Annotated in this window: 18 protein-coding genes and 1 tRNA gene; 11 read left to right on the forward strand and 8 right to left on the reverse strand. The window is 66.2% G+C overall.

Annotated elements, in window-relative coordinates; genetic code table 11:
- Positions 1–91: 91 nt before the first annotated feature.
- Positions 92–178: transfer RNA gene (locus tag ACYKG1_RS07790), tRNA-Leu, on the reverse strand.
- A gap of 131 nt (positions 179–309) precedes the next feature.
- Here ACYKG1_RS07790 and ACYKG1_RS07795 point away from each other — a divergent pair.
- The 4 genes from ACYKG1_RS07795 to ACYKG1_RS07810 all read left to right on the forward strand — a co-directional run bounded on the left by ACYKG1_RS07795 (position 310) and on the right by ACYKG1_RS07810 (position 4,337).
- Positions 310–744, forward strand: a complete 435-nt coding sequence (locus ACYKG1_RS07795) for a BLUF domain-containing protein (protein ID WP_100471889.1) — start codon at positions 310–312, stop codon at positions 742–744.
- 143 nt (positions 745–887) lie between these two features.
- Positions 888–2,174 carry a nucleotide sugar dehydrogenase gene (locus tag ACYKG1_RS07800; protein WP_478472303.1) on the forward strand — a complete coding sequence of 429 codons (1,287 nt, stop codon included), beginning with the start codon at positions 888–890 and terminating at the stop codon, positions 2,172–2,174.
- Between the two features lie 55 nt (positions 2,175–2,229).
- Positions 2,230–3,852: an FMN-binding glutamate synthase family protein gene (locus ACYKG1_RS07805; protein WP_478472304.1), complete on the forward strand. Its 1,623-nt coding sequence runs from the start codon at positions 2,230–2,232 to the stop codon at positions 3,850–3,852.
- A 23-nt stretch (positions 3,853–3,875) separates the two neighbouring features.
- Positions 3,876–4,337, forward strand: coding sequence for a GNAT family N-acetyltransferase (locus ACYKG1_RS07810; RefSeq protein WP_478472305.1), 462 nt, complete (start codon positions 3,876–3,878; stop codon positions 4,335–4,337).
- 78 nt (positions 4,338–4,415) lie between these two features.
- Here the strand turns inward: ACYKG1_RS07810 and ACYKG1_RS07815 are convergent, their stop codons facing one another.
- Both ACYKG1_RS07815 and ACYKG1_RS07820 read right to left on the reverse strand, forming a co-directional pair.
- Positions 4,416–5,663, reverse strand: a complete 1,248-nt coding sequence (locus ACYKG1_RS07815; RefSeq protein ID WP_478472306.1) for a TIGR03862 family flavoprotein — start codon at positions 5,661–5,663, stop codon at positions 4,416–4,418.
- Entirely contained in the window at positions 5,650–6,084 is a 435-nt protein-coding gene (locus ACYKG1_RS07820) for an FKBP-type peptidyl-prolyl cis-trans isomerase (RefSeq protein WP_100471893.1), read from the reverse strand. Before ACYKG1_RS07820 ends, ACYKG1_RS07815 begins: the two co-directional genes overlap by 14 nt.
- A 70-nt stretch (positions 6,085–6,154) precedes the next feature.
- Here ACYKG1_RS07820 and ACYKG1_RS07825 point away from each other — a divergent pair, with 70 nt between their 5' ends.
- The 4 genes from ACYKG1_RS07825 (at position 6,155) to ACYKG1_RS07840 (ending at position 9,350) form a co-directional block, all read left to right on the forward strand.
- Complete coding sequence (locus ACYKG1_RS07825; protein ID WP_100471894.1) at positions 6,155–6,520, forward strand: DUF6164 family protein; 366 nt, start codon at positions 6,155–6,157, stop codon at positions 6,518–6,520.
- A gap of 348 nt (positions 6,521–6,868) precedes the next feature.
- Positions 6,869–7,636, forward strand: a complete 768-nt coding sequence (locus tag ACYKG1_RS07830) for a sulfurtransferase (protein WP_478472307.1) — start codon at positions 6,869–6,871, stop codon at positions 7,634–7,636.
- 152 nt (positions 7,637–7,788) lie between these two features.
- A complete protein-coding gene (locus ACYKG1_RS07835) occupies positions 7,789–8,784 on the forward strand; it encodes an LLM class flavin-dependent oxidoreductase (RefSeq protein WP_100471896.1) in 996 nt (331 codons plus the stop codon).
- Between the two features lie 68 nt (positions 8,785–8,852).
- Positions 8,853–9,350, forward strand: coding sequence for a pyridoxamine 5'-phosphate oxidase family protein (locus ACYKG1_RS07840; RefSeq protein WP_100471897.1), 498 nt, complete (start codon positions 8,853–8,855; stop codon positions 9,348–9,350).
- An 88-nt stretch (positions 9,351–9,438) separates the two neighbouring features.
- Here ACYKG1_RS07840 and ACYKG1_RS07845 read toward each other — a convergent pair whose 3' ends face one another.
- Positions 9,439–10,098, reverse strand: a complete 660-nt coding sequence (locus ACYKG1_RS07845; protein WP_262084424.1) for an exopolysaccharide biosynthesis protein — start codon at positions 10,096–10,098, stop codon at positions 9,439–9,441.
- The gene (locus tag ACYKG1_RS07850; protein ID WP_100471899.1) at positions 10,082–11,386 is read right to left on the reverse strand and encodes a hemolysin family protein; all 1,305 of its coding nucleotides are present in this window, start codon (positions 11,384–11,386) and stop codon (positions 10,082–10,084) included. Before ACYKG1_RS07850 ends, ACYKG1_RS07845 begins: the two co-directional genes overlap by 17 nt.
- A 292-nt stretch (positions 11,387–11,678) precedes the next feature.
- On the opposite strand from ACYKG1_RS07850, the gene ACYKG1_RS07855 reads away from it, so the two are divergent.
- Together ACYKG1_RS07855 and ACYKG1_RS07860 are read left to right on the forward strand one after the other, a co-directional pair.
- Positions 11,679–12,305 (forward strand): DUF47 domain-containing protein, encoded by a 627-nt coding sequence (locus ACYKG1_RS07855; protein ID WP_004152833.1) that lies wholly within the window; start codon positions 11,679–11,681, stop codon positions 12,303–12,305.
- A 13-nt stretch (positions 12,306–12,318) separates the two neighbouring features.
- Positions 12,319–13,440, forward strand: a complete 1,122-nt coding sequence (locus ACYKG1_RS07860; protein WP_014036730.1) for an inorganic phosphate transporter — start codon at positions 12,319–12,321, stop codon at positions 13,438–13,440.
- Positions 13,441–13,750: 310 nt separating this feature from the next.
- Here the strand turns inward: ACYKG1_RS07860 and ACYKG1_RS07865 are convergent, their stop codons facing one another.
- The 3 genes from ACYKG1_RS07865 to parE all read right to left on the reverse strand — a co-directional run bounded on the left by ACYKG1_RS07865 (position 13,751) and on the right by parE (position 17,953).
- Complete coding sequence (locus ACYKG1_RS07865) at positions 13,751–15,247, reverse strand: S10 family peptidase (RefSeq protein ID WP_262084423.1); 1,497 nt, start codon at positions 15,245–15,247, stop codon at positions 13,751–13,753.
- Between the two features lie 110 nt (positions 15,248–15,357).
- Positions 15,358–15,936, reverse strand: coding sequence for a GNAT family N-acetyltransferase (locus tag ACYKG1_RS07870; protein WP_262227069.1), 579 nt, complete (start codon positions 15,934–15,936; stop codon positions 15,358–15,360).
- Between the two features lie 127 nt (positions 15,937–16,063).
- Positions 16,064–17,953, reverse strand: coding sequence for a DNA topoisomerase IV subunit B (gene parE / locus ACYKG1_RS07875; protein WP_478472309.1), 1,890 nt, complete (start codon positions 17,951–17,953; stop codon positions 16,064–16,066).
- A 172-nt stretch (positions 17,954–18,125) separates the two neighbouring features.
- Here parE and ACYKG1_RS07880 point away from each other — a divergent pair, with 172 nt between their 5' ends.
- Positions 18,126–18,359 (forward strand): hypothetical protein, encoded by a 234-nt coding sequence (locus ACYKG1_RS07880; RefSeq protein WP_478472310.1) that lies wholly within the window; start codon positions 18,126–18,128, stop codon positions 18,357–18,359.
- Positions 18,360–18,642: the final 283 nt, after the last annotated feature.

An 18,642-nucleotide genomic window follows, 5' to 3' on the forward strand; every position in this document is an offset into this window, starting at 1 on the left:
CAAATCGTCGTGATCGCGAAAATCCAGATCACCCCAAGTGTCTGATTCGCGCCGAATCGTGGCGAACACGTTGGCGCCCCAAAACATGCGATGGTGCCCGGAGCCGGAATCGAACCGGCATGGGGTTGCCCCCGGCGGATTTTAAGTCCGATGCGTCTACCAGTTTCGCCATCCGGGCCTGCAGCGCGGCGCCGATTGTAGCCCACCTTCAGAACAGAGGCTGGTTTGCGCCAGGAGAGCGGCGTGCTTAACTGTCGTCCCTGTTCATGTCATAGTCCATGCCATCGTTCCCAGGGGGGGAGCCACCTGATGTCGCTGCACGCGATTGCCTATGCCAGTGAGGCCCGCGCCGATCTGCAGACAACCGATCTTGACCGCCTGCTGGCCGATGCCACGGCTTTCAACCGTGTAGCGGGTGTCACCGGTGTGCTGATGTTCGATGGCAGCCGTTTCCTGCAGTATCTGGAAGGTCCGGAGGATGGCGTCGATTCGGTGTATCAGCGCATCGTCAACGCGCGCAGCCATGGCCAGCTGAGAGTGCTGTGCCACGCGCCAGTGGCGCAGCGGGCGTTTCCGCGTTGGTCGATGGGAACCCGGCGCATCGATGCGGACCTGCTGGCACAGATCGTCGACGCGGCGTGGCCGGGCTTCCTGCTTGGCAGTGGTGGTTTCGAGCGCCTGCTGCAGGCCTGGACCGGCGCTGATGGTGAACTGGAACCGGCCGCGGTCGCGCTGGGCTCCTGACCCCACCTTGGCGGCCGGGCACCCGGGCCGTTAGGCTGTAGCCTTTCTGGTGTGGATTTGCCCGGAGTGGTGCAGCAAATGAGTAGGTTGGCCGAAGCCAAGGCAGCACGCATGCAATTTCATCCGTTGCGCAGGACGTGCCGGTGAGCGCATCCCTTGCTGCAGCGGAGACCCCTCGCTTCGCGGTGATCGGGCTGGGCTACGTCGGCCTGCCGCTGGCGGTGGCCTTCGGCAGGCACTGGCCGACGCTGGGCTTTGACATCGATGCCGATCGCATCGCCGAGCTGCGTGATGGCCGGGACCACACGCTGGAAGTGGAGGCCGACGAGCTGGCCAGTGCACTGCAGCTGCGGTATGGCAGCGATCCGGCCCTGCTCGATGCGTGCAACGTCTACATCGTCACCGTGCCCACCCCGATTGATGCCTACGAGCAGCCCGACCTGGAGCCGTTGCGTTCGGCCACGCGGCTGATCGCCAGCCACCTGCGCGCGGGTGACCTGGTGATCTACGAATCCACGGTGTACCCCGGGACCACCGAAGAGGTCTGCGTACCGTTGCTGGAAGAAGGCTCGGGCCTGTGCTTCAACGAAGATTTCTACTGTGGCTACAGCCCGGAGCGGGTCAGTCCCGGCGACCGCCAGCGGCGCCTGGCCGACATCCGCAAGATCACCTCGGGGTCGACTGCGGAAGTGGCGGCGGTGATCGATGGTCTGTACCAGCGCATCATTGCCGCCGGTACCTTCCCGGCGCCGTCGATGCGAGTGGCCGAAGCGGCCAAGGTGGTCGAGAACATCCAGCGTGACGTCAACATCGCGCTCGTCAATGAGTTGGCGCTGATCTTCGACCGCCTCGGCATCGATACCCAGGATGTGCTGGATGCGGCTGGCAGCAAGTGGAATTTCCTGCCCTTCCGGCCGGGCCTGGTCGGTGGCCACTGCATCGGCGTGGACCCGTACTACCTGCTGCACAAGTCCGAGAGCGTGGGCTACCACCCGGACCTGATCCACACCGCGCGGCAGGTCAACAACCGCGTTGGTGAGCATGTGGCGTCGCGGGTGCTGGCGATGCTCGCCGAACGCGGTCGCGCACCTGCGCAGTCGCGCATCCTGGTACTCGGTGTGACCTTCAAGGAAGATTGCCCGGACCTGCGCAACAGCCGTGCGCTGGAACTGGCGCAGCGCCTGCACGATGCCGGTGCACAGGTCGAGGTCAGTGATCCCTGGGTCGGCCCGGCGGCATTGGCCGATGAGGGCGTGCATTGGCTGGCCGAACCCGTCGCAGGTGCCTATGACGCAGTGGTGCTGGCGGTGGCCCATGCCCGCTTCAAGGCGATGGACGAGGCCGGCATCCGGTCGCTGCTGGCGCCGGGTGGCCTGGTCTACGACGTGAAATCAACCTGGCCACGCAACGTGGTTGACGATCGCCTGTAAACCCGGGCGGCGGGCAGCGCGTTAGACTCGCAGGCAGTTGCAACCAAGGAACGCCATGCACCGGTATATCGTCTACCTGCTCGCCATCCTGATGTTCCCCATCTGCCTGTGGTTGGCCACGATCTGGCCGGCCTGGTATTGGGGCGTCGGCCTGACTGCCGCGATGGTGGCGCTGGGGACCTGGGATCTGCTGCAGAAGCGCAGCACGCTGCGCCGGAACTATCCGGTGATGGCGCACTTCCGCTACGGCCTGGAATCGATCGGCCCGGAGATCCGCCAGTACTTCGTGCAGAGCGACCTGGAGGACGTGCCATTCTCGCGCCAGCAGCGTGCGCTGATCTACCAGCGCGCCAAGAACGAGATGGACACGGTGCCGTTCGGCACCCTGCGCAGCACCTATGCTGTCGATTACGAGTGGATCAATCACTCGCTGGCGCCGACCGCCATCGCCAAGCATGATTTCCGCGTATTGGTTGGCGCCAACTGCGCCAAGCCCTATTCGGCCAGTGTGTTCAATATATCGGCGATGAGCTTCGGTTCACTGTCGGCCAATGCGATCCGCGCCCTGAACGAGGGCGCGCGACGCGGCGGCTTCTATCACGATACCGGCGAAGGTTCGATTTCGCCGTACCACCGTGAGATGGGGGGCGATCTGGTCTGGGAGATCGGATCGGGCTACTTCGGTTGCCGTGACGAGAAGGGCGGTTTCAGTGAAGAGCGCTTCGTCGCCAACGCCACCCATGACCAGGTCAAGATGATCGAGATCAAGTTGTCGCAGGGCGCCAAGCCCGGCCACGGCGGCGTGCTGCCGGCGCCGAAGGTGACCGCGGAAATTTCAGTGACCCGTGGCGTGCCGATGGGCGTGGACTGCGTATCGCCGTCGCGTCATTCGGCATTCTCGACGCCGGTCGAACTGCTGCAGTTCGTGGCCCGGCTGCGCGAGTTGTCCGGTGGCAAGCCGGTCGGTTTCAAGCTGGCCATCGGCCACCCGTGGGAGTGGTTCGGCATTGCCAAGGCGATGCATGAAACCGGCCTGCTGCCGGACTTCATCGTGGTCGACGGTGCCGAGGGCGGCACCGGCGCAGCGCCGGCCGAATTCGTCGATCATGTCGGCGTGCCGATGCACGAAGCGCTGCTGCTGGTGCACAACACCCTGGTTGGCCTGGATCTTCGCGAGCGCATCCGCATCGGAGCCGCCGGCAAGATCACCAGCGCATTTGATATCGCGCGCACCATCGCGCTCGGTGCCGACTGGTGCAATGCCGGCCGTGGCTTCATGTTCGCGCTGGGCTGCATCCAGTCGTTGAGCTGCCACACCGACAAATGCCCAACCGGCATCGCCACCCAGGATCCGGCGCGCTGGAAGCACCTGGATGCACCGGACAAGGCCACCCGCGTGTACAGCTACCATGAGCACACGCTGCATGCCTTGAAGGAACTGCTGTGTGCCGCCGGCCTGAACGATCCGGCCGAGCTGGGGCCGGAGCACATCCTGCGCCGCGTCTCGCCGGTGGAAATCCGTTCGCTGGCGTCGCTATACCGCTACCTGGAACCGGGCGAGCTGCTGCACAAGGTGCCGGACCATGCGGTGTTCCACGCGTTCTGGGCCGATGCACGCAGCGATTCGTTCCAGCCGCCGCCGAAGATCCAGTCGCTGCGCGCCAGCAAGTCGCGATAACCGTTGTTGTAGAGGGGGAATTCATGCAGTTCAGGACCGGCACCATCAACGACGTGGCCACACTGTGGGCCCTGCGCACGCGCTGCGTGCGCGAGACCTGCAGCAGCCACTATCCGGCGGAGGTCATCGCACCGTGGTCGGCCTCGCCGCCACCGTCGCAGTACGCACGGCTGCTGGGGCAGGGCGGTTGCGTGGTGGCCGAGGACGATCAGGGACGCCTGCTCGGTTTCGGCGTGTTCGATGCCAACGCCAATGAAGTCGATGCGCTGTTCGTCGATCCGGATCGTGGCGGCAAGGGGATCGGCCAGGCGCTGATGCAGCGATTGCTGGCGATGGCCGATCGCGAGCGTGAGGTGGTGCTGTCGGCCTCGCTCAATGCCGTGCCGTTCTATCAACGGCAAGGCTTTGTCAGTGTGCGCGAGGAAGCCTATGCGCATCCCAGCGGTGTGGCATTGGCCTCGGTGAGCATGCGCAGGCCGTGGTGAGCATCCGGCATTTGTAGCGCCGAGCCTGCTCGGCTGCTTCTGGAGAGTCGAGCAAGGCTCGACTCTATAACGCAGGCGTCACTGCTCCGCCAACCACCCGATCACGCCCTCGGCAGCACGCAGGCCGCTGGCGTAGCACGCCGTCAGCAGGTAGCCACCCGTGGGTGCCTCCCAGTCCAGCATCTCGCCGGCACAGAACACGCCAGGCACTGCCCGCAGCATCAGGCGGTCATCCACTGCATCCAGGCGCACGCCGCCGGCGGTGCTGATCACCTCGGCCATCGGCCGTGGCCGTTGCAGGCGCAGTGGCAGGCGCTTGAGCGTGGCGGCCACCGCAGGCAGGTCGTGGCCGGCTTCCCTGCCGAGAATCTCGAACACCAGCGCGGCCTTTACCGCATCCAGGCCGGCCTGGCGGCGCAGGTGTTCGCCGAAGCTGCGACCCTTGCGCGGGCGCGACAGATCGGCCAGCAGGCGTGCTTCATCGCGTCCCGGCACCAGGTCCAGCCACAGCATGGCGTGGCCATCACGGTTGATGGCCTCGCGCAGGTCTGCGGCCAACGCGTAGATCAGGCTGCCTTCGATGCCGTACTCGCTTGCCACGCATTCGCCTTGCAGCGACTGCGGTTGTCCAGCCAGGTCGAGCCAGTGTGCGACCACCGGCTTCAACGGCGCGCCTGCATTGCGTTGGGCGAAGAACGGCGTCCAGTCGATGTCGAAGCCGCAGTTGGCCGACTGCAGCGGTGCGATGTCCACGCCTCGTGCCTGCAAGGGGGCGATCCAGGCGCCGTCGCTGCCCAGCTGCGGCCAGCTGCCGCCACCCATCGCCAACACGGTGGCATCGGCGTGGACTCCGATCTCGCCCGCTTCGGCGGCGAAGCGCAGCGCGCCGTCGTCGCCCCAGCCGATCCAGCGGTGGTTGGCGTGCAGGCGCACACCCTGTTCTTTCAGGCGGCGCACCCAGCCGCGCAGCAGCGGGGCGGCCTTGCGGTCGACCGGGAACACGCGGCCGGAACTGCCGACGTAGGTTTCCACGCCGAAGCCGGCGGCCCAGTCACGCAGCGCCTGCGCGTCGAAGCCATCCAGCCAGTGGCCAACGGCTTCGGCCTGCTCGCGGTAGCGGCTGTCGAACAACGGGCGCGGGTCGGAATGGGTAAGGTTGAGGCCACCCTTGCCGGCGATCAGGAACTTGCGGCCGGGTGAACCCTTGGCCTCGTACAGGTCCACGTCCAGCCCCGCGGCGCGCAGGCGCTCGGCGGCGAACAGGCCGGCCGGGCCACCGCCGATGACGGCGACCCGATGGGGCGTTGCGGTATTACGGTTTGACATCGAGCAGCTCGACATCGAACACCAGCGACGAGCCGGCCGGAATCGTGCCGGCCCGGCGGTCGCCGTAGCCGTAGTCCGGCGGGATCATCAGCGTGCGCTTGCCGCCGACCTTCATGCCGGCCACGCCTTCATCCCAGCCGCGGATGACCTGGCCGGCGCCGAGCGCGAAGGTGAACGGTTCGCCACGGCCGACCGAACTGTCGAAGGTCTTGCCATGCTTGGTCTCGGTGCGGTTGTCGTAGATCCAGCCGGTGTAGTGCACGGTGACCTTGCTGCCGGGGACGGCCTCGGCGCCGGTGCCGGGAAGGGTATCGATGCGTTCGAAGGTGGTCAGCGTACCGCCCGGCGGCGGGCCGGCGGGCTCGCTCGAGCAGCCAACGGCGGCGAGGGACAGCAGCAGGGGGAGCAGCAGGCGGCGCATCGGGCGTCTCCGGTAGGGCGCAGGGCGAGGGCGGCAAGGGTAGCGCATCGGCGCCGGGTATCATGGGTACATGGCAAAACTCCTGCTCAATCTGCGCAATGTCGGCGACGACGAATATGCCGATGTCTGCACGCTGCTCGACCAGCACGGCATCGCCTGGTATCGCACCGAACCCAGCCCCTGGGGCATTTCCAATGGCGGCCTGTGGCTGCGCGAGGATGCTGATCATCCGCGTGCGAAGGCGCTGATGGCCGAGTACCAGGCGGCGCGCGGCATACGCGTGCGGGCCGAGCGCGAGCAGGCGCTGCGCGACGGCACGGCGGAGACGTTCGGCAGCCTGTTCCGGCGGCGGCCGGTGTTCGTGGTGCTGGTACTGCTGGGAATGGCAGTTGCGGCGGCGCTGGTGCTGCTGCCGTTCATGCTGTTGCGGGGGTAGGTGGCTTCTGGCCGGGTTGCACCCGGCACCCGCAGAGGCAACGACAACGGCAAAAGCTGGTTTCCGTGGGATGGCGTGGCGGTGTGGGCAGGCGGGGGACGGCAAAAACTGCTCCTGCGTGCCTCGTAGAGCGCCTTGCTCGTGTGCGCTGTCCTGCGCATACGGCAAGACCGGGGTTGGGCGTCCTGCCCAACCCGCCCGGCGCATGCCCCGGGCCCATGGCGCTCTGCGCCCCCGCCTGCCCATACCGCCACGCCTCTGACAGGTTCATGAGCTCTGTAGATCCACGCCATGCGTGGATGAACGGGCAAGTCTGCTCCTGGGGTGGTCTGGCGCTAAAATAGCGGGATGATCGCCAATACCGCTGCCTACCATTTCGCCGTCATCGACGCCCCCCAGGCCCTGTGCGACCAGTTGCTGGCGCGCGCCGAGGCGGCGGAGCTGCGCGGCACGATCCTGGTGGCCGGCGAGGGGCTGAACCTGTTCCTGGCCGGTGCGCCGGAGGCGGTCGAGGGCTTCTACGCCGCGTTGCATGCCGATGCGCGTTTTGCTGATATGCGGGTCAAGACCAGCCTGAGCGAGCATCATCCCTTCGCGCGGCTGAAGGCCAAGGTGAAGGACGAGATCATCAGCTTCCGTCGCGATGACGGCCAGCCGCTGGACTATCCGCGTGCACCGGCGGTCGATCCGGCCACCGTGCAGCGTTGGTTGCGGCAGGGACATGACGACGCCGGCAAGCCGGTGGTGATGCTCGATACCCGCAACCTGCAGGAAGTGGAGTACGGCACCTTCAAGGATGCGCTGGTATTGCCCATCCACAAGTTCACCGACCTGCCCGAGGCGCTGGCGCCACACCGCGACGCGCTGAAGGGCAGCACTGTGGTCAGTTTCTGCACCGGGGGCATCCGCTGCGAAAAAGCAGCGTTGTGGATGGTCAACGATGGCATGGACAACGTGCTGCAGCTCGACGGCGGCATCCTCGGCTACTTCGAGGAAGTGGGGGGCGAGGGCTACGAGGGTCGTTGCTTCGTGTTCGACGAGCGCGTCGCGCTGGATGCCGAACTGAAGCCGATGGTCGACCAGCCGCTGCCGGAGCCGCGCCCCAGCGCGTTCTGACGCGGTCGCGCCGGGCCATGCCTGGCGGAAGTATCGAATCAAGCGCGGCCAGCCCTGAACCCGTCCCGCGGGAATCAGCATCCCGCCACCGTCACTGGCCGCCGCGCCTGGACGACCCCATGCATGGGGGATCCTGTAACGGAAAACCGCTGATGATCCCGTTGTCGATCCTTGACCTGGCCCCGGTCTGCGAGGGCAGTGACACCACCGCCGCGTTCGCCAACATGCTGGAACTGGCGCAGCACGCCGATGCGCTGGGCTACCGCCGGTACTGGCTGGCCGAACACCACAACATGCCCGGCATCGCCAGCGCGGCCACCGCCGTGCTGATCGGCCATGTGGCGGGCGGCACCACGCGCATCCGCGTCGGCGCAGGCGGCATCATGCTGCCCAACCATGCGCCGCTGCAGGTGGCCGAGCAGTTCGGCACGCTGGCCTCGCTGTATCCGGATCGCATCGACCTCGGCCTGGGCCGTGCCCCGGGCACCGACCAGCCGACCGCGCGTGCCCTGCGCCGCTACTTCGACAGCGCCGACCAGTTCCCCCAGGACGTGCGCGAGCTGCTGCACTACTTCGAGCCGGTGCAGCCCGGGCAGGCGGTGCAGGCCGTTCCCGGTGGCGGCCTGCGGGTGCCGACCTGGATCCTCGGTTCGAGCCTGTTCGGCGCGCGCATGGCCGCCTCGATGGGCCTGCCGTATGCGTTCGCCTCGCACTTCGCGCCCGACGTGATGGACGAAGCGCTGGCGGTCTATCGCCGCGAGTTCCGCCCCTCGGCCACGCTGAAGCAGCCCCACGCGATGCTGGCGCTGAACGTCGTTGCCAGCGACAGCGAAGCGGAGTCGCGCCGCCTGTTCACCAGCCAGCAGCAGAGTTTCGTGAACCTGCGCCGTGGTCGACCGGGCAAGATCCCGGCACCGATCGACGATATCGATACTTTCTGGGAACCGCATGAAAAGCTGGGTGTGGAGCGGGCATTGGCCTGCACCGTGCTGGGTGATCCTCAGCAGGTGGCCGACGGTATCGCCGCCTTTGTCGAGCGGCACCAGCCCGACGAGCTGATGCTCACCGCCAACCTGTATGACCACCGCGCGCGACTGCGTTCGTTTGAACTGGCCATGCACGCCTGGCATGCCCGCCACGCGGGCTGAACAATTGCGTCACGGCCCATTGCGGCCAAACCGCGTCTGATGGGGGCTCACACCGATGGAGCCCCCACATGGCTGATACCCGCGCCGAACACATCGCCCAGCTGGCCGAGCTGATCAAGGACGTGGAGGTGGCGATGTTCACCACGACCGGCGTCGATGGACGACTCTACAGCCGGCCGCTGGCTACCCAGCAGGTCACCTTCGATGGTGATCTGTGGTTCGTCATCACTGCCGACAGCCCCAAGGTCGCCGAGATCGCGCTGGATCCCTACGTCAACGTGGCCTATGCCTCGCCTTCGAAAAACACCTATGTGTCAGTGGCAGGGCGTGCGTGCATCGTCGACGACCGCGCGAAGATCGAGGAGCTGTGGTCGCCGGCGATGAAGTTGTTCTTCCCGGGCGGCAAGGACGACCCGAACCTGCGCCTGATCCAGGTGCGCGCCGACTCGGCCGAGTACTGGGATGGCCCGGGCACGCTGCTGGGGACGGCGCTGAGTTTCGTGCTGTCGGCAGTGCAGGACGAGCCCGCGCCGTTGGCTGACAATGGCTTCATCGACCTGCGCTGATCGTTCCATCCACGCGTGGCGTGGATCTACTGCATCCCGGTAGATCCACGCCATGCGTGGATGGGGTAACCCCGATGAGTTCCGGTGCTCAGAACCAGCGCTGGAACAGCTCCACCGTGTAGCCCACCAGCTGCCCCGAACTGAAGCCGAAGAACGCGATCGCCGCCAACGCCGCGATCCAGTTGAACAGCATCAGCGCACCGTCGCGTTCCAGCAGCGCCAGCGAGAACAGCAGCAGCTGGAAACCGAACAGGAAATTGGTGAACGGAATCGGCAGCGACAGCAGCGCGCCCAGCAGCACCAGCAGCAGGCCGGTGAAGGCATGCGCCGGCAGCGGTGTCAGCAGCTGCGGCAGGCGCGGCTTCAGCATCTTGTCCAGGCGCCGCAGCGGGCGATCGATGCGGTCCAGGAAACGGTGCATGGTGCTGCGCTTCGGTCCGCGTCGGGCAATGAAGCCAGGCAGCCAGGGCCGGCGAAGGCAGCACAGCATCTGCAGGCCGATCAGCATCACCAGCGGGCCGCTGACCGCGCCACCCATGCCCGGAATAGGAATGAACGAGGGCAGGATCGCCACGAACAGGAACACGCCGAACGCGCCCTGCTGCAGGTTGCACAGGATCTGGCCGAGCGGCATGTGCTCGGCCGGGTCGCCGGAGGCGAACATCTCCAGCAGGGTCCTGATGCCCTCGTTACGGTAGGCCGGGCGCTCCGCGCCCGGACCCTGGCCGGCCTCAGGCGGTGAGCTCATCGGCGTGCTCGTCGGACAACGTACGCAACAGCAGCTTGTCCACCCGCGCACCGTCCAGGTCGACCACCTCGAAGCGCCAGCCGGCCCAGTCGAAATACTCGCCCGCGTGCGGGATGCGGCCGAAGTAGTGGATGCACATGCCGGCCAGCGTGTAGTAGTCGCCGTCCTCGGCATCAGGCAGGTCGTTGCTGCCGATCAGCTCGCGCAGGTCCTCGATCGGCAGCGAACCGTCCACCAGCAGTGAGCCGTCTTCGCGGGTCACTACCAGCGCATCCTCGTCGGCGTTCTCCACCGCCTGCAGGCGGCCGACCACGGCGCCCATCAGGTCGCTGATGGTCACCAGGCCCTGGATCTCGCCGTACTCGTCCACCACCAGCGCCATCGACTGCTGTTCCTCGCGGAAGATCTCCAGCAGCTTCATCGCGTGGGTCGATTCAGAGACGTACAGCGGTTCGCGCAGGGTCTGGAACAGCGCGTTGTCACCGCGCGCCATGCGCGTGGCCAGCGATTTCAGTTCAAGCACGCCGACCACGTCCATGTCGTTGTCGCGGTATACCGGGTACCGCGAGAACTCGTGCTCGGCCATGATTTCCAGGTTGCGCTCAAGCCCGGCCTGGGTATCGAGCCAGGCGATGCGGTTGCGCGGGGTCATCAGGCTGTCGGCGGTGCGGTCGCCCAGGCGCATGACGCGGTTCATCATGTCGCGCTCGTGGGCGTCGATCACGCCGGCCTCGTGGCTCTCGGCCACCAGCATGCGGATCTCTTCTTCAGTCACCGAGGCCACTTCATCCTTGCCCAGGCCGAACAGGCGCAGCACCAGCTGGGTGGTCCTGGACAGCAGCCAGACGAAGGGCAGGGCCAGCTTGGCCAGCCAGCTCATCGGCATCGCGACCAGGCCGGCAATGGCTTCCGAGCGGGTCAGCGCCAGGCGCTTGGGCACCAGCTCGCCGAAGATCAGCGTGATGAAGGTGATCAGGCTGACCGCCAGCGCGGTACCGATGTTGCCGGCGTAGGCAAAGCCGGGCATCAGGCCCTGGATCCAGCCGGCGAAGGCCTCGCCCAGCGCTTCTCCGCCGAGGTAGCCGGTCAGCACGCCGATCACGGTGATGCCGATCTGCACGGTGGACAGGAAGCTCTCCGGCTTCTCCGACAGCTCCAGTGCCTTGGCGGCGCGCTTGGAGGTGGCGGCCATCTGCTTCAGGCGGCTCTTGCGCGAGGTCATGACCGACATCTCGGACATGGCAAAAAAGCCGTTCAGCAGAACAAGCGCGAAGACAATCAGGATCATTTCAAACACGGGCGTCGTCCCCGGTTGGTGGCAGGGAGGGCGGGTGCTTGCGATGGCGGCAGGCGCTCAGGAGCAGGGTCCGGCGCGGCGCAGGGGGATAAGGGTCGTCGTCCATAAGGTGCGCCCGGAGGCGCGCTGGCATCTTAGCAAAGGGGCGTGGCAGGGTGGCAACCGCCTGTTCAGGTTGGGGGTTCCAAGCCCTTGAAAGGGGGCAGGGATACCCGAGATGGTCATCTAGCCGTCATAATTCCGTCTGGTGCCGTCCTTCCCGCGACGGCTGACAGGTTTCTCAATGTTCTCTCTGCAGACCATTTTCGGTTCCGGCAAACAGTTCTACACCCTGCTCGATGAGGCTGCCGTCGCGGCTTCCGATGCTGCCAAGGCGCTGCATTCCATGTTGCGCGAGGCCGACCGCCAGCCTGCGCTGGATGCTTTCAAGCTGGCCCGCCTGCGCGAACGCGCGGCCTCGGACAAGATCAGCCAGGCGCTGGTGGACAGCTTCATGACCCCGATCGAGCGCGAAGACATCGAAGCGCTGGGCTCGGCGCTGTACAAGATTCCCAAGCAGATCGAGAAGTTCGCCGATCGCTATTCGCTGGCCACGACCCACCTGGAGCACATCGACTTCGCGCCGCGCGCGGCGATGCTGGAACAGGCTGCCGGCGTGGTGGTGGAGATGGTGGCCGACCTGCGCCACATGAACCTGGACCGGATGACCGCGCTCAACGAGAAGCTGCGCTCGCTGGAGAACGAAGCCGACCGCCTGATGCTCGAGCTGTACCGCGACATCTATTCGGGCCGCCTGGACAACCTGCAGATGTTCCTGCTGAAGGAATTCTTCGAGATCCTGGAAAAGGCCATCGACCGTTGCCGCGAGGCCGGCGTGGTGGCGTACCAGATCGTGTTGAAGAACAGCTGACGGACGCCGCCGCATGTTGACCCTTGTCCTGGTGGTGATCCTGGCCGCGCTCGTCTTCGAGTTCATCAACGGCTTCCACGACACCGCCAACTCCATTGCCACCGTGGTGGCGACCAAGGTGCTCTCGCCCGGCTGGGCGGTGATGCTGGCCGCCTTCATGAACCTCATCGGTGCACTGACCGGTACCGCGGTGGCGCTGACCATCGCCTCGGGCCTGCTCAACACCAACGTGGTCGACGTCACCCCGCAGGTGATCCTGTGCGCCCTGCTGGGCGGCATCATCTGGAACCTGATCACCTGGTGGAAGGGCCTTCCGTCCTCGTCCTCGCACGCACTGATCGGTGGCCTCTGCGGCGCCGGCCTGGCCGCCGCCCACAACAACTGGGACGCACTGATCTGGTCCGAGCGCCTGGGCAGCTGGGCACAGAACAAGGGCCTGCTGTGGAAGGTGTTCGTGCCGATGATCACCTCGCCGATCGCCGGTTTCCTGCTTGGCATCGTGGTGATGGTGCTGCTCTGGGCGCTGATCGCCGGCCTGGCCAAGATCGGTGGTGCCATCGGTCGCCTGGCCCGTCCGCGCATCGTCAATGCCTTCTTCGGCAAGGCGCAGATCGCCTCGGCGGCCTACATGGGCTTTGCCCACGGCCACAACGACGCGCAGAAGACCATGGGCATCATCGCCATGACCCTGATCGGTGCCGAAGCGACCGGCGCACTGAATGACCTGCCGTCCTGGCTGGCCTTCATGCACCCGGACGCGCATGCCGGTGACGGCATCGCCATGTGGATCGTGCTGACCTGTGCGGTGGTGATGGCCGCCGGTACCGCATCGGGCGGCTGGAAGATCATCAAGACCCTGGGTCACAAGATGGTCAAGCTGCACCCGATCCACGGCTTCGCTGCGGAGACCAGCTCGGCCACCATCCTGACCCTGGCCGCCCACTTCGGCATGCCGGTCTCGACAACGCACAGCATTTCCACCGCGATCATGGGCGTTGGCTTCGCCAAGAACCCGCGCTCGCTGAAGTTCGGCGTGATCGAGCGCATCGTCTGGGCCTGGATCCTGACCATCCCGGCGGCAGGCGGCTGTGCCTACCTGATCCTGAAGCTGTTCGAACTGTTCGGCTGGACCTGATCGCCACGCCAAGGTTGCAACCGAAAAAGCCCGCCGGATACCGGCGGGCTTTTTTCATGGCCAGAGAATTTTCCGCATCCAGCATGCTGACCAACGGTCGGCACCCACCAACAGCAGCAGGAACCTGTCAGCGGCGGGGTGGGGTGGGGATGCAGGACCGTTGGCGCCATGGATGGCGCCATCGAGCCCCCAGGGATGGGTTTACGGCGTGTCCTGCATCCCCACCCCGCCTCGCCAGCGCATGGAAACCCGGATTTTGACGTTGCCGTTGATCCAGCGGGTGCCGGGCCGCAGGCCCGGCCGCACCCCCTCAATTACGCTGGAACAACGCCTGCACATCCCTGCGGAACGCCGCCTGGCTGTCGGCCCGGCTGTAGAACATGTGCCCCCCCGGATAGCTGCGTACCTGCACCCGGTCCGGATTGCTGCCCATCGTCGGCATCTGGTCCACCGTCAGGATCGAGCCCATGAACGGGCACGACAGGTCGTTCCAGCCATGCACGATCAGCACCTGCAGGTGCGGATCGATCGCCACCGCCTGGCGCAGCTGGGTCACCGCGCCCTGGCGCAGCTCGCCATTGCGGTCCCACAGCCGGTTCACGTCGTAGTTCAGCGCCTGGTAGCGCGCATCCACTTTCCAGCCAACCACCCGCGTCACGAAGTCGACCATCGCCGTGGTGGTCGGCGCAATGATGCTGTCCAGCAGCGGATCGTTGGCGCGCTGCTCCGGATCGTTCGGGAACGGATCGAATGCGGTCACGTTGGAGTCGTAGCGGCTGCCCAGCGTGCCCTTGTCGCGGAACACCTCACGCAAATAAGCCTGGGTTTCCAGGCGCCCGCCGGCACGGCGCACGAACTGCGGGTCCAGCCCGGTCAACTCGGTCACCCGGCGCAGCATCGCCTCGGTCGCCTGCGGATCGCTGCGGCCCTTCATCAACGCGGTGGCGTAGTCGCCACGGGTGTAGTCCACCACCTCGCGCATCGCCGCATCGGTCAGCTTGCCCTGGCGCTCCAGGTGCGCTGCAGCGATCGACGGCAACGTCTGCATCCACGCCATCGGCGAGACGTCGGCGTTGTCTTCCAGGGTCGGGCTCAGGTAGGGCGACACCAGCACCAGGCCGTTCATCGCCACGCCCAGCCGGGTCTGCAGGAAGTGCGTGATGCGTGGGCCACGGTAGCCACCGTAGCTCTCGCCAGTCAGGTACTTGCGCGAGGCCATGCGCTGGTTGCGAAGCAGCCAGTCGTAGATCGAGCGCGACAGGTACTCGATGTCGGCGCTGGGGTTGTAGAGCGCCTTCTTGGCTTCATCGTCGCCGATGCGCGCGCGGCTGAAGCCGGTACCGACCGGGTCGATGAACACCAGATCGGTGAAGTCCAGCCAGGTGCCCGGGTTGTCGTGCAGGGTGGCCGGCGCCGAGGCGCTGTCACCCTCGGAGCCGAAGGTCACCACCTTGGGCCCGATCGCGCCCATGTTGAGGTAGACCGACGACGCACCGGGGCCACCATTGAGCGCGAAGGTCACCGGCCGGTCCTTGCCCGGCATCGTGTAGGCGGTGAACACCACGTCGGCGATCATCTTGCCCTTGGCATCGCGTACCGGCAGGGTGCCGACGGTGGCGGTGTAGTCGAGGGTGCGGCCGGCCAGGCGCATGCTCTGGCGGGCCGACGCATCGGCGGGTAGCGCGGGCGCTTCGGTCTTGTCGTCTTTCGGATCGGGCTTGGCCTCGGCGTCAGGCGCGGCCAGCGCGCTGGCGGGGGCGATGAGCAGGCCGACGCAGAGCGCGGCAGTATGCAGCAGGGACTTCATGGCACCGGATCGGCAGCGGAAGGGGGTTCCGATGCTAGGTCGGTTGCGGCCCATGCCGTATGTGTCCAAAGGCATGGCCGGGCGTTGAGGCCGCTAATGGCCAGATCGGGTCAAGCGGGCAGGGTGGTTGCCGCTTCGTCATCGGCCAGCAGGCCATAGACGGCCGAGTCGGCCAGTTGCCCCTGGATGCGCCAGCGCTGGCGCAGCACCCCCTCGCAGTGGAAGCCCAGGCGTTCGAGTACGTGCGCGGAGGGCGCATTGCGCGGGTCGATCTCGGCTTCCACGCGATGCAGGTGCAGGGTGCGGAACAGGTAGGCCAGTACCCGTTGCAGGGCCTCGTGCATGTAGCCCTGGCCCTGGTGATCGGGTGCCAGCAGATAGCCGATCTCAGCGCGCGCTGCATCGCGGTCGAGCGCGAATACCACGCAGATGCCCAGCAGCGGACCTTCCAGCGATTCGCGCACCGCCAGCTTCAGCTGGGAGCCGATGGCATGGGCGGCGAGGTCATCGTCGATCTGTTCGCGTGCCTCGGCCTGCCGCGTCCAGGCTGGATGGTTCCACCAGCGCATCACGTCCGGGTCGGACTGCAGCGTGAACAGCGCGGCAGCGTCGTCACGGCGGATCGGGCTCAGGACCAGCCGTGCACTGTGCAGCGGCAGGCCGGGGAACAGCAGCGAGTGGCTGGCCAATACGGTGATCCACACGGATGGACGCGCATTATGCCGCCGCTGGGTTTGCCGATGGGGGCGTAATGCCCCGGGGCGCATGGGGTCGGACCCGTTTCCGCAGGAAAGGGCTCCGACCCCACGCCGGGGATCAGACCTCCAGCGAAGCAAGGTCGCCCTTCGACTCCAGCCAGCCCTTGCGGTCGGAGGCGCGCTTCTTGGCCAGCAGCATGTCCATCAGCGAGCGGGTCTGTTCGCCATCGTCCACGGTCAGCTGCACCAGGCGGCGCGTATCCGGGTGGATGGTGGATTCACGCAGCTGCGGCGGGTTCATCTCGCCCAGGCCCTTGAAGCGGGTCACGTTGATCGCGCCCTTGATCTTCTCGCGCTCAATCCTGTCCAGCATCGTGCGCTTCTCTTCCTCGTCCAGGGCGTAGAACACCTGCTTGCCCACGTCGATGCGGAACAGCGGCGGCATCGCCACGAACACATGCCCGGCATCGACCAGCGCGGGGAAATGCTTGAGGAACAGCGCGGTGAGCAGGGTGGCGATGTGCAGGCCGTCGGAGTCCGCGTCGGCCAGGATGATGACCTTGCCATAGCGCAGGCCGGTGATGTCGTCCTTGCCGGGATCGCAACCGATGGCGATGGCCAGGTTGTGCACTTCTTCCGAGGCCAGCACGCTGTTGGACGAGACTTCCCAGGTGTTCAGGATCTTGCCGCGCAACGGCATGATTGCCTGGAAATCCTTGTCCCGTGCCTGCTTGGCGCTGCCACCTGCCGAGTCACCTTCCACCAGGAACAGTTCGGTGCGCGACAGGTCCTGGCTGATGCAGTCGGCCAGCTTGCCGGGCAGGGCAGGGCCTTGCGTGACCTTCTTGCGGACGACCAGCTTCTCGGTCTTCAGGCGCGCACTGGCGCGTTCGATGGCGATCTGCGCGATCTTCTCGCCCAGTTCCACGTTCTGGTTCAGCAGCAGGCTGAAGGCATCGTGCGCGGCGCCCTCGACAAAGCCGGCGGCCTGGCGCGAGGACAGGCGTTCCTTGGTCTGGCCGCTGAACTGCGGGTCGGTCATCTTCAGCGACAGCACGAACGACACACGGTCCCACACGTCTTCCGGAGCCAGCTTGACGCCGCGCGGCAGCAGGTTGCGGAAGTCGCAGAACTCGCGCAGTGCCTCGGTCAGGCCGGTACGCAGGCCGTTGACGTGGGTGCCATGCTGGGCGGTGGGAATCAGATTGACGTAGCTTTCCTGGACCAGCTCACCTTCCGGCAGCCAGGCCACGGCCCAGTCCACCACTTCGGTGTCCTTCTTCAGGTTGCCGACGAACAGGTCGACCGGCAGCGATTCGCGCTCGCCCAGTTCGAGCTTCAGGTAATCGCGCAAGCCGTCTTCGTAGTACCAGGTATCGACTTCACCGGTGGCTTCGTCGGTCAGCTTGACGGTCAGGCCCGGGCACAGCACGGCCTTGGCGCGCAGCAGGTGCTTCAACGCGCGCACCGCGAACTTCGGCGTATCGAAGTACTTCGGGTCCGGCCAGAAGCGCACGCGGGTACCGGTGTTCTTCTTGCCGACGGTGCCGACCACTTCCAGCGGCGTGGCGCGGTCGCCATTGCGGAAGGTGATGCGATGTTCGGCACCTTCGCGCTTGATGTGCACTTCCACCAGCGTCGACAGCGCGTTGACCACGCTGACACCGACGCCGTGCAGGCCGCCGGAGAAGGTGTAGTTGTTGTTGCTGAACTTGCCGCCGGCATGCAGGCGGGTCAGGATCAGCTCGACGCCCGGGATCTTCTCTTCCGGGTGGATGTCCACCGGCATGCCGCGTCCGTCATCGCTGACCTCCACGCTGCCGTCCTTGTACAGGGTGATCTCGATCGAGCGGGCGTGGCCGGCGAGGGCCTCGTCCACCGAGTTGTCGATCACTTCCTGCGCCAGGTGGTTCGGGCGCGCGGTGTCGGTATACATGCCGGGACGGCGCTTGACCGGGTCAAGGCCGGACAGGACTTCAATATCGGCGGCGTTATAGCGGGCGTTCATCTATCTTCTAAAGCGCGGAGCGACGCGCAAGTGTGCGGTCTGGACGGCGAATTTGCACGCCTGCGGTTCAGCCTCGGCGCCGGGGAGGGGGTAAAATGGCAACCGCTGGAATCTGAACGCCGGCGACCCCCGTTGGATTGAAACGTCCAAGCCATACCGCGAGGAGGACTCCATGAAGAAGTTGCTGACCATTGCAATCCTGGCCACTGCCGCTGTTGCAGTGCCGCTGGTGGTGGCGCAGAACGCCGGCCAGCCGGCCCCGCAGCAGGGTGACCAGGCCGACAAGGCGCAGGCCGAGGCCGATGCCAAGGCCAAGCGTCGTGCCCAGGCCAATGCCGAGATGAAGGCGCAGGGCCAGCCGGCCCCGCAGAAGGAAGAAGAGGAAGAGGCGCGGAAGAAGCGCTGATCCCGCAACCTGCCAGGCGCCCTTGCCACAAGGGTTGCGCACCGGAACGCCCCGCCCAGCGGGGCGTTTTTTGTTGGATCGGCCGTACAAGCCCCTTGGGTTGGCGGCCATCAATCTGTAAACTATGGCTTTCCGGGAGTAAGTGCGTGTCCACCATTTGCGAATGGGCTGGAGCGGCCAAGCGTGGCTTCCAGCATGGCGGGTCGCAGGTGACGGTCGATTTGACCGGCACGGTCGCCCCGACCTCGCACGATGGTCCCCGTCCGGCGCCTGCCGCCGCACG

The organism is Stenotrophomonas sp. 85239_Sma (assembly GCF_056481725.1).

Excerpts from the sequence above, each read along its gene's own strand:
- ACYKG1_RS07795 (WP_100471889.1), top strand. The coding sequence starts at position 310 with ATGTCGCTGCACGCGATTGCCTATGCCAGTGAGGCCCGCGCCGATCTG.
- ACYKG1_RS07805 (WP_478472304.1), top strand. The coding sequence starts at position 2,230 with ATGCACCGGTATATCGTCTACCTGCTCGCCATCCTGATGTTCCCCATC.
- ACYKG1_RS07810 (WP_478472305.1), top strand. The coding sequence starts at position 3,876 with ATGCAGTTCAGGACCGGCACCATCAACGACGTGGCCACACTGTGGGCC.
- ACYKG1_RS07815 (WP_478472306.1), bottom strand. The coding sequence starts at position 5,663 with ATGTCAAACCGTAATACCGCAACGCCCCATCGGGTCGCCGTCATCGGC.
- ACYKG1_RS07820 (WP_100471893.1), bottom strand. The coding sequence starts at position 6,084 with ATGCGCCGCCTGCTGCTCCCCCTGCTGCTGTCCCTCGCCGCCGTTGGC.
- ACYKG1_RS07825 (WP_100471894.1), top strand. The coding sequence starts at position 6,155 with ATGGCAAAACTCCTGCTCAATCTGCGCAATGTCGGCGACGACGAATAT.
- ACYKG1_RS07830 (WP_478472307.1), top strand. The coding sequence starts at position 6,869 with ATGATCGCCAATACCGCTGCCTACCATTTCGCCGTCATCGACGCCCCC.
- ACYKG1_RS07835 (WP_100471896.1), top strand. The coding sequence starts at position 7,789 with ATGATCCCGTTGTCGATCCTTGACCTGGCCCCGGTCTGCGAGGGCAGT.
- ACYKG1_RS07840 (WP_100471897.1), top strand. The coding sequence starts at position 8,853 with ATGGCTGATACCCGCGCCGAACACATCGCCCAGCTGGCCGAGCTGATC.
- ACYKG1_RS07845 (WP_262084424.1), bottom strand. The coding sequence starts at position 10,098 with ATGAGCTCACCGCCTGAGGCCGGCCAGGGTCCGGGCGCGGAGCGCCCG.
- ACYKG1_RS07850 (WP_100471899.1), bottom strand. The coding sequence starts at position 11,386 with ATGATCCTGATTGTCTTCGCGCTTGTTCTGCTGAACGGCTTTTTTGCC.
- ACYKG1_RS07855 (WP_004152833.1), top strand. The coding sequence starts at position 11,679 with ATGTTCTCTCTGCAGACCATTTTCGGTTCCGGCAAACAGTTCTACACC.
- ACYKG1_RS07860 (WP_014036730.1), top strand. The coding sequence starts at position 12,319 with ATGTTGACCCTTGTCCTGGTGGTGATCCTGGCCGCGCTCGTCTTCGAG.
- ACYKG1_RS07865 (WP_262084423.1), bottom strand. The coding sequence starts at position 15,247 with ATGAAGTCCCTGCTGCATACTGCCGCGCTCTGCGTCGGCCTGCTCATC.
- parE (WP_478472309.1), bottom strand. The coding sequence starts at position 17,953 with ATGAACGCCCGCTATAACGCCGCCGATATTGAAGTCCTGTCCGGCCTT.
- ACYKG1_RS07880 (WP_478472310.1), top strand. The coding sequence starts at position 18,126 with ATGAAGAAGTTGCTGACCATTGCAATCCTGGCCACTGCCGCTGTTGCA.